Source organism: Kurthia gibsonii (genome assembly GCF_006539985.1).
GTDB classification, from domain to species: Bacteria; Bacillota; Bacilli; order Bacillales_A; family Planococcaceae; genus Kurthia; species Kurthia gibsonii.
Genome location: NZ_BJOB01000009.1, coordinates 80389 through 92116, shown reverse-complemented (window position 1 = coordinate 92116; position 11728 = coordinate 80389). Strand labels below are relative to the sequence as shown.

At 37.2% G+C, this 11728-nt stretch carries 15 protein-coding genes; 1 reads left to right on the top strand and 14 read right to left on the bottom strand.

The window, feature by feature from the left end:
- The coding region (locus KGI01_RS04785; RefSeq protein WP_141273729.1) for a hypothetical protein at positions 1-268 on the bottom strand (268 nt) is incomplete at its 3' end.
- Positions 269-343: 75 nt separating this feature from the next.
- Positions 344-2179, bottom strand: a complete 1836-nt coding sequence (lepA, locus tag KGI01_RS04780) for a translation elongation factor 4 (RefSeq protein WP_068452550.1) — start codon at positions 2177-2179, stop codon at positions 344-346.
- Between the two features lie 305 nt (positions 2180-2484).
- On the opposite strand from lepA, the gene rpsT reads away from it, so the two are divergent.
- Complete coding sequence (gene rpsT, locus KGI01_RS04775; RefSeq protein ID WP_068452547.1) at positions 2485-2733, top strand: 30S ribosomal protein S20; 249 nt, start codon at positions 2485-2487, stop codon at positions 2731-2733.
- A 57-nt stretch (positions 2734-2790) separates the two neighbouring features.
- On the opposite strand, the gene KGI01_RS04770 is transcribed toward rpsT, so the two are convergent.
- From KGI01_RS04770 to aroE, 12 genes are all read right to left on the bottom strand, one after another.
- Complete coding sequence (locus KGI01_RS04770) at positions 2791-3147, bottom strand: hypothetical protein (RefSeq protein WP_141273727.1); 357 nt, start codon at positions 3145-3147, stop codon at positions 2791-2793.
- Positions 3148-3186: 39 nt separating this feature from the next.
- Positions 3187-3486 (bottom strand): YfjL-like protein, encoded by a 300-nt coding sequence (locus tag KGI01_RS04765; RefSeq protein WP_141273725.1) that lies wholly within the window; start codon positions 3484-3486, stop codon positions 3187-3189.
- Between the two features lie 104 nt (positions 3487-3590).
- Positions 3591-4607, bottom strand: a complete 1017-nt coding sequence (gene holA, locus KGI01_RS04760) for a DNA polymerase III subunit delta (protein ID WP_141273723.1) — start codon at positions 4605-4607, stop codon at positions 3591-3593.
- 66 nt (positions 4608-4673) lie between these two features.
- On the bottom strand, positions 4674-6920 hold the full coding sequence (locus KGI01_RS04755; protein ID WP_141273721.1) for a DNA internalization-related competence protein ComEC/Rec2: 2247 nt from the start codon (positions 6918-6920) through the stop codon (positions 4674-4676).
- Positions 6921-6931: 11 nt separating this feature from the next.
- Positions 6932-7513 carry a ComE operon protein 2 gene (locus KGI01_RS04750; protein ID WP_141273719.1) on the bottom strand — a complete coding sequence of 194 codons (582 nt, stop codon included), beginning with the start codon at positions 7511-7513 and terminating at the stop codon, positions 6932-6934.
- Between the two features lie 85 nt (positions 7514-7598).
- Positions 7599-8267, bottom strand: coding sequence for a helix-hairpin-helix domain-containing protein (locus KGI01_RS04745; protein WP_255314736.1), 669 nt, complete (start codon positions 8265-8267; stop codon positions 7599-7601).
- A gap of 78 nt (positions 8268-8345) precedes the next feature.
- Positions 8346-9083 (bottom strand): class I SAM-dependent DNA methyltransferase, encoded by a 738-nt coding sequence (locus KGI01_RS04740; protein WP_141273717.1) that lies wholly within the window; start codon positions 9081-9083, stop codon positions 8346-8348.
- Entirely contained in the window at positions 9076-9429 is a 354-nt protein-coding gene (gene rsfS, locus KGI01_RS04735) for a ribosome silencing factor (protein ID WP_141273715.1), read from the bottom strand. Before rsfS ends, KGI01_RS04740 begins: the two co-directional genes overlap by 8 nt.
- An 18-nt stretch (positions 9430-9447) precedes the next feature.
- Positions 9448-10005: a bis(5'-nucleosyl)-tetraphosphatase (symmetrical) YqeK gene (yqeK, locus tag KGI01_RS04730; protein ID WP_141273713.1), complete on the bottom strand. Its 558-nt coding sequence runs from the start codon at positions 10003-10005 to the stop codon at positions 9448-9450.
- Positions 9974-10564 (bottom strand): nicotinate-nucleotide adenylyltransferase, encoded by a 591-nt coding sequence (locus KGI01_RS04725; protein WP_141273734.1) that lies wholly within the window; start codon positions 10562-10564, stop codon positions 9974-9976. Before KGI01_RS04725 ends, yqeK begins: the two co-directional genes overlap by 32 nt.
- Positions 10565-10574: 10 nt before the next feature.
- Positions 10575-10880 carry a ribosome assembly RNA-binding protein YhbY gene (gene yhbY / locus KGI01_RS04720; RefSeq protein ID WP_068452524.1) on the bottom strand — a complete coding sequence of 102 codons (306 nt, stop codon included), beginning with the start codon at positions 10878-10880 and terminating at the stop codon, positions 10575-10577.
- Positions 10881-10885: 5 nt separating this feature from the next.
- A complete protein-coding gene (aroE, locus tag KGI01_RS04715; protein ID WP_141273711.1) occupies positions 10886-11719 on the bottom strand; it encodes a shikimate dehydrogenase in 834 nt (277 codons plus the stop codon).
- Positions 11720-11728: the final 9 nt, after the last annotated feature.

Genomic DNA, 11728 nt, shown 5'->3' with positions numbered 1-11728 from the left:
CTTTTTCATCGTCTAAGCGTTCATAGAACTCTGAACTATAAGGTAATTCCAAATCATTCATTTCCGCGTCTTCCACACAAGCAATTAATATGTCATATCCTTCTAAATCTTTCGGCCAAAAATCATTTTTAGTATTCCCCTTCTCTAATGTTAGCGTAAGTGCATCTCTCAACTTTTCTAATCCTTGTCGGTTCCCTATAATATACGCTTCATCACGCCAACTATTTTGGGAATAAATATGGCATTTCGGATACTTATTTTTATTCATTAGCTCTTCACCTTCCTTCTTTTTTTAAAAAATAGCGAACATCATTTCATATAAAATGATGTTCGCTATTTTAGTTTATTTCTTCGGTTGGTCGTCGTCCATTTTCAAGACAGCCATGAATGCTTCTTGTGGAACTTCTACCGATCCAACTTGTTTCATACGTTTTTTACCTTCTTTTTGTTTTTCAAGAAGTTTACGTTTACGTGAGATATCTCCACCGTAACATTTTGCTAATACGTTTTTACGCATTGCTTTGATTGTTGAACGTGCCACAATTTTTTGTCCTACTGCCGCTTGAACAGGTACTTCAAATTGTTGACGTGGAATTAATTCTTTTAATTTTTCTACGATGACTTTACCGCGATCGTAAGCAAAGTCTTTATGCACGATGAAACTTAGTGCATCGACTTGTTCTGAATTTAGTAAGATATCCATCTTCACTAGTTTTGATGGGTTGTAACCAATCAATTCATAGTCGAATGACGCATAACCTTTTGTTGATGACTTCAATTGATCGAAGAAGTCATAAACAATTTCAGATAATGGTAGTTCATACAGAATATTTACACGCGTTGTATCAATATAATCCATTGTTAAGAAGTTCCCACGTTTACGTTGGCAAATCTCCATTACTGCACCTACATAGTCATTCGGAACCATAATACTTGCTTTTACATACGGCTCTTCAATTGACATGATTTTTTGTGGATCTGGCATTTCAGATGGATTCGCTACTTGTACTTCGGTACCATCTGTCATCTTTACATGATAAATTACAGATGGTGCTGTTGTAATTAAGTCGATATTGAATTCACGTTCAATACGTTCTTGGATAATCTCCATGTGTAGTAATCCTAAGAAACCACAACGGAAACCAAAGCCAAGTGCTTGCGATGTTTCAGGCTCGTATTGTAGTGCTGAGTCATTTAGCTCTAATTTTTCAAGTGCTTCACGTAAATCAACATATTTCGCTGTATCAATTGGGTATAGACCACAATATACCATCGGGTTCAATTTACGATAACCTTCTAATGGTGCTGACGCAGGGTTTTTAACTGATGTAACCGTATCACCGACACGTGTATCTCCTACATTTTTAATAGAAGCTGTTAAATAGCCTACATCACCAACTGTTAAGAAATCACGCGGCGTCATATGTGGTGTATGAACACCTACTTCGATTACTTCGAATTCAGCATTTGTTGCCATCATACGAATTTTATCACCAGGTTTTACAGTACCTTCTGAAATACGAATCGAGATAATAACACCACGATACGAATCATATACAGAGTCAAAAATTAGCGCTTGTAGTGGTGCTTCTGGATCACCTTGTGGCGCTGGTACTTTCTCAACGATTTGTTCTAAAATTTCTTCAATTCCGATACCTGCTTTTGCAGAAGCTAAAACAGCCTCTGAAGCATCTAATCCAATTACATCTTCAATTTCACCACGTACACGTTCTGGATCGGCAGAAGGTAAATCAATCTTATTAATAACAGGTAAAATTTCTAAATCATTATCTAGCGCTAAATAAACATTAGCTAATGTTTGCGCCTCGATTCCCTGTGCTGCGTCCACGACTAAGATGGCGCCTTCACAAGCTGCTAGACTACGTGATACTTCGTATGTGAAGTCGACGTGTCCAGGTGTATCAATTAGATGGAATGTGTACTGTTCGCCATCTTTTGCTACATAATTTAATTGTACTGCATTCAATTTAATCGTAATACCGCGCTCACGTTCTAAATCCATTGAGTCCAATAACTGATTTTTCATTTCACGCGCAGTTAATGCTTGCGTCTGTTCTAAAATTCGGTCAGCTAATGTAGATTTACCGTGGTCAATATGCGCAATAATAGAGAAATTTCGAATATGTTCTTGTCTTTTTAATAATTCTTCTCGATTCATGCATTCCACTCCTATTTAAACTATTTGAATTATATCAGTCAAAAGGCTATATTGGCAATGGAAGTTCGTGAACTACTATGAAAATAAAGTTTTTTACTTCTAAGTTATTTCAAAATAATAGTTAGTTCGTCTTCTTTTTCTAAATTTATGTAGAAAATTCGTAAAAAAAAGCTTGTCAAGTAAATATTCTTTCCATTTCTCTCTTGATTTCAGGAGTATTTGTTTGCTATAATGATGCTTGTTGTATTAGATACAGACACAGTTGAGAATTTACTCATCTCGAATCTTTATAGGAGGTGAATTTCATGCCAAATATTAAATCTGCAATCAAACGTGTTAAAACGACTGAAAAAGCTAAAGCTCGTAACATCGCAATCAAATCTGCAATGCGTACAGCTGTGAGAAAAGCTGATGCTGCTTTAATCGCTAAAGAAGAAAACGCTGCTGAATTATTATCAGCTGCAGTTAAATCTCTAGACAAAGCTGCTTCTAAAGGCTTAATCCACAAAAACGCTGCTTCTCGTACGAAAGCTCGTTTAATGAAAAAAGCTTAATTCTACCTTGTGTAGAATTTAAAGGGCTGATGCTTATCGCATCAGCCCTTTTTTAATTTAAATTGTACGCGTAATTTCATTTTTTACAGGTGCTCGATTTTCAGAGAATTGAATACGATAAACATATTGCCATTGTTTTTGATTCGCTTCACCTTTCAATTCATATCCTACTACAGTAGCTTTTTGATAATGAACTTTCTCACGTGCTAGTTCATCATATACTTCACGTGCAATCTGATATAAATCTTCCCGAGACATCCCTGTCATATCAACATCAATTGCAATAATAACTGGTTCTTCTATGTCTTCTTTCGAACTCAATTGAATCGTTTCTTGTTTTGTACGAATAGTAGCTAAAACATGTTTGACATTCGGAACATTGCTCGTAAGTACTTGTTGCAATTGATTACTCATTTGAACAGACACTTCTTTACTTTGTTGCAGATTATAACTCTATTCTTTTAATGTATCATTCAATACTTCATATCCACGTCCGTTTTGATTTTGAAATGTATAACTTTGTTCCATATCATCACGATTTTTTACAGTAAACGCATATACATCACGTTTTTCTTCATACTTTCCATTCTTTACATCGAATGTTTGGTTCGGATAATTTTCATTTAAGTATGTTTCTAACTCGATTGCTGCACGATGCTTTGCAAGCGGATTACTCATATAATAATTCGTAATCCATAAACCGACCACCACTACAACTAAAACAATCCATATTATACACCATCCTTTACTCATCTTTTACCTCCTTATATATCTGTTCACTTATACCCTCTTTTAATAAAAAATTCCATTTTATACAAAAAAAAGAAATCACTAAGAATAGTAATTTCTCTTTTTGACTAATGAGATAATGGTTTCATTAAAAACAGTTCTAAGTAACGTTCGCGTCTACCACTCATTGATTTTAATTGAAGATCTACCTCACTTAGCCCATATAACGCTTTTAACAGATGTGTATCTTTCACACCACAACGATCTTCTATAATACGTTTTACGCGGTATGGATTCACTTTTAACCTCTTAGCAATCTGTTGTGCATGGTAGCCTTTAGAAAGTAAATAATATACATTTGACATTATGCGTACTTGTGAAGCAAGCAATGCAACGAGCGCAATCGGCTCTTGTTTTTGGCGAATTAAATCATGATAAATAGAGACTGCAGTAGAAACATCACCTGCAATATAAGCATTTAACAATTTAAAAGCATCTTGTTCTAATGTTTTCGCAACGAGTTCCTCTACATCTTCTAATTGAATCATTCCTTCTTCGCCAATGTAGTGACATAATTTATCCACTTCCATTTGCAAATGCAACATATCTAGCCCTACGAGTTCAATTAACTTCTGTATTGCTCGTTCGTCGATTTGTTTTTGACGTGAGGATACTTCATTTTGAATCCAAACAGCTAAATCGCGTTCTCTTGGTGCTTCCGCATGAACAACATGTGCTAATTCCTTCATCTGCTTTGTCACTTTTTTACGCTCATCTAACTTTTCATATGGCGCAATAAAGAGTGTAATAGAGAAATCAGATGGGTGACGTAGCCATAACTCCAGTGCTTTTAAATCATGTGCCATTTTTTCTTTTGAATTGTCTGTTGCTTTTAAAAAGGATGCATTTTTTGCGATAATTAACTTCTTTTCTGAGAAAAAAGGAATTGCATCGGCTTCCTCCATAACATGTTGGACAGGTACTTCTTCTAAATCAAAAATCGTCGTTTCGATTTCACCTGCTTGTTCAAGTGCCTGTTTCATACGACGAATCGTTTCATCAATAAAATATGTTTCGGTTCCTGAAAGTACATAAACAGGATCGATTTTCCCTTGATTCATTTCTTTCCATAGTTGTTGGAACATATATCCCGCCTACCTTTCACATCTTTCTCAGTATAGCATTTTTTCGTGAAAGGTTGTATGGCGTTTTCATGGTTGTACATCAATTGTTGTCTTCGTCATACGTACTTCAATCGTTCCTATCTCTGCTGTATTAAGCGCTTCAATATGTGCTTGTTGTACACGCTCCACCACTTCTTTTGCAGGATGGTTATAACGATTATTCCGTCCACTTGAATAGATGACGAGCTGTGGCTTCACAGCTTGCAAAAATAAATCAGATGTTGATGTTTTTGAACCATGATGACCTGCTTTTAAAATCGTCGTACCTTTCAAAACTTCTGGATTCTTCTCAACTAACTCTGCTTCTCCTTCTGCCTCTAAATCACCTGGGATGATAATCTTTTTACCTTCATACGTAAGTACGATGACAATCGAGTCATTATTTCCTTCATAAACTGTATCGTAGGGCATAACATAATCTATGCGAAAAGCACCTTGTTGCCACGCTGCTCCTGCCATTTGTTCCTGAATGGGAATATGTTGTTTTTCTGCTTCATGTAAGACATCTTGCATAATAGCTTTTTGAGCTGAATTCGGTGTGATATGAATTTCTTTCACCTTTACTTCTTGCATAACTTCCTCTGCGCCTTCCACATGATCCGCATCTGCATGTGTCAAAATAAGGCGGTCAATCTTCTGAATCCCCCGTCCTTTTAAATAAGGGACGATAATTTGCCTTCCAATTTCATATACTTTATCGGACTGTTTCCATGTTGTACCGCCAAATCGCAGCAATCCACCACTATCAATCATATAAACACCACGCCGATTTGGTAACTCAATAATGGTACAATCACCTTGATCTACACTTAAAAATGTAACACGTACATCTTCATGATGTTTTGGTTGTTCTGTTATATAAAAAGTAAATGAAAAAAAGATACCTATACTCACAAGAAGATAACGCTTTTGTTCCATCGTGTAAAAAAAGAAAAGAATTATAATCAATAATACACAAAGCATCCAAACTGCCGGTTTTCCGGGATTCCACATTTGATATGGAATATTCTGACAGAGGTAAATAAAATCTTGAACAAATACGCGAAATGGTTCATAGAGACTAAATAAAAGTTGTGAGACGAAAGGTGGTAAAAAACTACTACATAATAGCACCAAATTCGCTGGTAGAATAACAAATGAAAAAAGAGGTACGAAGATTAAATTCATAACAATACTAGCAGTCGATACTTCATAAAAGTGATAGAGAAGTAATGGTAGAACGAGTAACTGACAACTAATCGTAATCCACAGTGACTGTGTCAGCCAATTTTTGCAACGGGCTAAACATTCGGAAGATAAGACAATGGCGCTCGTCGCTAAAAAGGAAAGTTGAAAGCCTACTTGATAGATGATATTTGGTTCAATTAGAACGAAAAGAAGAAAACAAAGTCCGAGCGCACTTTCTACTTTTAGACGGTGATTAAAGAGAAGCGCGCCATATAAGATGAGTACCATGATGACTGAACGCCAAACAGAAGGTGCCCCACCTGCTAAAATAGCGTAGGCTGGGAGTGCAATCCACAATGTATAAAAGACCTGCTCTTTTCGCACCCCAGCTCTCAGTAATACTTGTTGAAATAATAGACTCATCAATGCGACATGCAAACCAGATATAGCGAAAAGATGTGTAATGCCAAGCTTCTGATAAGCTCTTGTATCGACAGCTTCCACATCATCTTGTTGCCCAATTAATAAGGCCTTTGCTTCTGCTTGAAGCGCTTGTGGGAAAGTTTTATCAATATGTTGTTCGAGTTTTGCACGTTGTTGCCATAAAAAAGCAGTGAATGATACATTTACTTTTAATGGTTGCCACTTCGTAACTTCATAAATACCGATAGCATGATGACTTTTTAAATAATCTTGAAAATCAAATGCATATGCGTGATGCGGCTTTGTTACAGGCTTTAATTCACCTTCTACACGAAACGTTTGTTTCGCTAATGTTTGCTGTTCGAGCATTTTCTTTTCTTCTTCATGTTGAATGGTATAAACAACATAAATTTTTTGTCCATTCACATCTTCCATTAATCCTCTCACGCGACCACCATTCACTTTCACAGTTGATGTCCATGTTAAAATCATCTGCTGTGGTAGTTCTTTCGGAACGTCTAGCTTTTCTGTTGTGTACACGAAGAAGAACAGACTCGCGATGATTGCAAGTACGATAGTCGACCAGGCTGTCTTTCTAAAAATTAACCATATAAAAAACGGAATATATAAAAATAAAAGCCCTGTCGTCTCATTTGCAGAAAGAATGGCAAGGAGGACTGACAAGGCAATATAGATTACTTCATTGAGGCTACGCTTAATCCAAATAATTGTTCCACCCTTTGTTCAAATGGAGCCAACTGTTCTAGTTCAACGCCACGAGCACGAAGCTCTGCTAACATCTCTAAATTGAGTTTTAATTTTTCATCACGTAAAAAATCAATTTTTTGTTCTTCAAACGGTACGTGGACAATATTAACGCCCGCCTGTTCAAAAAGTTCAATCGCATATGGATTATTTTTATAATCTGTTGCATAGTATAAATTTTTAATGCCCGCTTGAATAATTGACTTTGTACATGGTAAACATGGGAAATGCGTTACATATAAATCCGCATCTTTTGTTGGTGTACCATATTTCGCACATTGTAATAATGCATTCGTTTCAGCGTGTACTGTACGGACACAATGATTGTCAATAATATAACAACCTTTATCAATACAATGATCATCTCCTGAGATCGAGCCATTATAACCACCTGCGATAATTCGTTTATCACGAACAATTGTCGCACCTACAGATAGACGGGTACATGTACTTCTTAATGCTAGTAAATGGCTTTGTGCCATGAAAAATTGATTCCAAGTTATTCGCTCCATGTGAAATCCCTCGATTCTTTACTTTTACGCACAGCGTGTTTACTTTTATTCTACATGATGTATCAGTTGTTGCCCATAGTAAATATTATTGTACAGTAATCGATGATTTTAACTTTTCGAATGTTTTTTCACCAAAACCCGTTACTTTTTTTAAGTCATCAATGGTTTGAAATAGACCGCTTTCTGTGCGGTATGCAATAATGGCTTTTGCTTTCGCTGGACCAATACCTGTTAAAGTTTGTAGTTGTGTTTCATCTGCTGTATTTAAATTTACAAGTACTGTTTGTTCTGTCGAGCTACTTGTATTTCCTTGTGCAGTTGATGCAGAGGACGGTGTGCTCACAGAATTATGGTCCGTCTTTTCACCTTTTTTCGGTACATAGACAACCATTTCGTCTTTCAACTTCTCTGCAAGATTAATTGCTTTCGGATTTGCAGACTGATTATAGCCTCCTGCTTCACGAATCGCGTCCATAACGCGTGCTTCCGCATCTAACTGATAAATACCTGGTTTTTTAACAGCACCTTTTACATCGACAATAATCGCTGTTGACGTAAGTTGTGTACTATTTGTTTGCTTGTTGGGGGTTTCAGTAGAAGTTGGGGGTGCTTCCACAGGTTGAATAAGTGAGGTTGGCTCTTGTGTCGCTTGTAGTGATGGTTCTTTTTTCGTCCAAAGATAAAGACTGATTGCACCAATCACCAGAAGGAGTATGCCAAGATGTTTTTTATATTGTATAAAAAAAGATGGCATTACTTGACTTCCTTTCATTCGAGGAAGTTCACATGAGCTAATGCCATCTTATCTTATTTATCCCAAAATAGGAAGTCTTTATTTTACTGCATGGAAAAAAATACGTTCTGATTCTGCTGTTGGCGCTTGTTCATTAAAATCAGCAGTTACATGAATGTTTGTAAAACCAATCTCTCGCAACAGTTGAACATAATCATCTACCGCAAACGAACGTTGAATATGTTGTTCATCAAAGCGCTCAAAAAGATCTTCTTCTACTTCAACAAAGAATGTCATATCATGTTCGACAGTGTGCGGTGTATCAAGAGCTTCCGTATGCCAAATATATGTGACTTCTCCATCATCATATGTAAAAGGTCCATCCATAAAAATCGTATCCATTTTATAAAGTGAATGCACATCGAAAAAGAGTTGACCACCCTTACGAAGTGATTCGTAAATGCGTTTTAGCGTCTCTTTTACTTGCGACCATTGTTGTAAATAGTTGATGGAATCAATCGGAATACAGACAACATCTAAATCCACAAAGCCATCTAACTCGTCCATCGATTGGCAGACGAGTAATGCTTGTTGACCTTGTGTTTGTAGACGTGTATTAGCCATCATTAACATCTCTTCTGATAAATCAAGACCAGCTGCCTCATATCCTGATTTTAAAAGCATGGATAACATGACACCCGTTCCACATCCTACATCTAATAATTTAGAATGCGTTGTTGCAGGTGCATGTTTTGTAATCCATTCAACATATTGATCGTATGGAATATCTTCCATTAATTGATCATAAACTTCTGCAAAACGTCCGTAACTATTCATGTGTGTCATCTTCTACATATAGCTCTGGTGCATCACCCCATAGACGTTCTAAGTTATAATAACTACGCTCATCGCGGTGGAATACGTGTGCAACTACATCGCCTAGGTCAATTAATATCCAACGTGCTGCGTCAAAGCCCTCTACACGTTTTACTGTGTAGTTTGCCTCATGGGCTTTTTCTTGAATTTCACGTGCGATTGCTTGTACTTGACGGTCTGAATTTGCATGGCAAATTACAAAATAATCTGCTAGTAATGAGATTCCTTGCATATTTAATACGACCAAATCTTCTGCTCGTTTATCATCTGCTGCTTTAAAAACAAGATTTAATAATTCATGTTCCATTAACTCGTAACCTCTTTCCTATAACAATAAGTCATTATAAAATTTAAAAGAATCTGGGAATACTGCTTGTTGTTGCTTCATTAAAAAGGCGATAGAGTGGCGAACAGAGCGCAGTGATAAATCATGTAGATTCTCTACTTCTGCTGCTTCACGCAGTTCATCAACTCCAGGGAATTTACGATTCGGCTCAATTAAATCCGCAATATAAATAATGCGCTCCAAGTTACTTGAACCTGCTCGTCCTGTCGTATGATAGCGAATCGCATGCAACACATCTTCATCTTCAATATGAAATTCTGTTTTTGCCACGTAGGCTCCAACAGGTCCATGCCATAATTCATGATGATACGCTAACAATGTAGGATCCATTTGCTGTTCTTCAATCACCTGTTTCATCCAATCGCGATCGGCATACTTACATACATCATGTAGAATACCCGCAATCTCTGCCTTCTTTACATCTTCACCAAAACGTGCTGCGAGTTTCATCGCCGTATCAGCCACACCAATCGTATGAATATAACGTTTTTCAGGCATACGGTCTTTAATGGCTGCTAGTAGCTGTTGTCGTTCCATATAACCCTTCCTCTCGTATATAGTGTTCGACTTTCTGTGGTAACAGATAACGAACGGACTGATTATTTTTTAGACGTTTACGTAAAAGAGTAGACGATACATCGATAATTGGCGCTGCTACATGTATGACTGGTAATTCACTTTTACCCTCTGTTCCTGGGCGATCAACACCTACAAAATGAACGAGTTTAAGTAAATCCTCAATGCGATACCATGTATGAAGCGAATCGACCATATCGCCTCCGATGATAAAATAGAAATCACAATCTGGCTCGCGTTCTTTTAAAACTTGCAACGTCTCAAAGCTATACGACGTACCGCCTTGTTGAATTTCATACGGTTCAAGTTTAAACTTGGCATGATCTTCAATGGCAAGGGCTGTCATGTGTAAACGTTGTTCGCCTGTCGCACCATTCGGTTCTTCTTTATGCGGCGGAATCGCATTTGGCATAAAACGTACTTCGTCTAAGTCAAGTGCTTGCAATACCTCATTTGCCATCAATAAATGTCCAACATGTGGTGGATTAAACGTGCCTCCCATAATTCCTATTTTCTTCATCATCTTCACCCTACTTTGCTTTTGGTAATTCAATACGACGGTTTTCGCGCTTTGGTGCCTCTTTATAAAGCACGACCGTTAAACCGATTAATTGAACTAATTCTGCATCTGTTCCTTCTGCTAATTCAGCCGCTACATCGCGCTTATCGAATTCACAGTTATCTAAAATACGCACTTTAATTAACTCACGTACGCGTAAAGCTTGTGTAATTTGCACGAGCATTGCTTCATTTACGCCACCTTTACCTACTTGGAAAATCGGGTCTAAATGATGTGCCTCTGCACGTAAAAAACGTTTTTGTTTACCTGTTAACATAATAATTAATTTCCTCCTAAATGTATCAACAACTGCTCTTTCACAGCTGTTGGGTCGGGACTTTGTTTCGTCCAATATTCAAAGGCAAGGGCACCTTGATGAATGAACATACCTAAGCCCGATACAATCGTTGCACCCTTGTCTTGTGCTGCCTGTAATAAAGGCGTCATTAATGGATTATACACAATATCTGCAACAATTGCTGATGATTTTAATTTTTCAAGTGAGAAAGGTATCGTCACCTGACTATTTTTCATACCAGCAGGTGTTGTTTGAATCAGAATCGCATACTCATCCAATTGTTCACTTGCTGTATTTAACGAAATCGCTTGTGCTGGAATTGTTAATTCAGCGCAAATTTGCTGTGCTTTTTCAACTGTACGATTACAAATCGTTACATCTGTATAGCCTATTGACTCAAGTGCAAACGCAATTCCTCTCGCTGCACCACCAGCACCAATCAACAATACCTTTTCATGTCTTTTCGCATCGCCAATGACTTCTTCTAACGAACGAACAAATCCTAAACCATCTGTGTTGTAGCCCTTTAAACGTCCATCTTCTAAGCGAACAACCGTATTGACTGCGCCCATTTTTTCAGCTGTTTCATCTAAAGCATCTAAAAATGGTCGGATTTTTTCTTTATGTGGAATGGTCACATTAAAACCGCTAATTCCAAGTAATTTCATCGAAGTAACAGCCGCTTCTAAATCTTCTTCTTTCACATGAATCGGCAAATAAGTCGCGTCGATTCCGAGTTGTTGAAACCATTCATTATGCATCATTGGCGATAAAGAATGTCCAATTGGATCTCCAATGACTGCGTACCACTTTTTCATGTCAAAATA

What these genes read in the sequence shown, in the direction of transcription:
- lepA (WP_068452550.1), bottom strand. Translation starts at nt 2,179, where the DNA reads ATGAATCGAGAAGAATTATTAAAAAGACAAGAACATATTCGAAATTTC.
- rpsT (WP_068452547.1), top strand. Translation starts at nt 2,485, where the DNA reads ATGCCAAATATTAAATCTGCAATCAAACGTGTTAAAACGACTGAAAAA.
- KGI01_RS04770 (WP_141273727.1), bottom strand. Translation starts at nt 3,147, where the DNA reads ATGAGTAATCAATTGCAACAAGTACTTACGAGCAATGTTCCGAATGTC.
- KGI01_RS04765 (WP_141273725.1), bottom strand. Translation starts at nt 3,486, where the DNA reads ATGAGTAAAGGATGGTGTATAATATGGATTGTTTTAGTTGTAGTGGTG.
- holA (WP_141273723.1), bottom strand. Translation starts at nt 4,607, where the DNA reads ATGTTCCAACAACTATGGAAAGAAATGAATCAAGGGAAAATCGATCCT.
- KGI01_RS04750 (WP_141273719.1), bottom strand. Translation starts at nt 7,513, where the DNA reads ATGGAGCGAATAACTTGGAATCAATTTTTCATGGCACAAAGCCATTTA.
- KGI01_RS04745 (WP_255314736.1), bottom strand. Translation starts at nt 8,267, where the DNA reads ATGCCATCTTTTTTTATACAATATAAAAAACATCTTGGCATACTCCTT.
- KGI01_RS04740 (WP_141273717.1), bottom strand. Translation starts at nt 9,083, where the DNA reads ATGAATAGTTACGGACGTTTTGCAGAAGTTTATGATCAATTAATGGAA.
- rsfS (WP_141273715.1), bottom strand. Translation starts at nt 9,429, where the DNA reads ATGGAACATGAATTATTAAATCTTGTTTTTAAAGCAGCAGATGATAAA.
- yqeK (WP_141273713.1), bottom strand. Translation starts at nt 10,005, where the DNA reads ATGGAACGACAACAGCTACTAGCAGCCATTAAAGACCGTATGCCTGAA.
- KGI01_RS04725 (WP_141273734.1), bottom strand. Translation starts at nt 10,564, where the DNA reads ATGAAGAAAATAGGAATTATGGGAGGCACGTTTAATCCACCACATGTT.
- yhbY (WP_068452524.1), bottom strand. Translation starts at nt 10,880, where the DNA reads ATGTTAACAGGTAAACAAAAACGTTTTTTACGTGCAGAGGCACATCAT.
- aroE (WP_141273711.1), bottom strand. Translation starts at nt 11,719, where the DNA reads ATGAAAAAGTGGTACGCAGTCATTGGAGATCCAATTGGACATTCTTTA.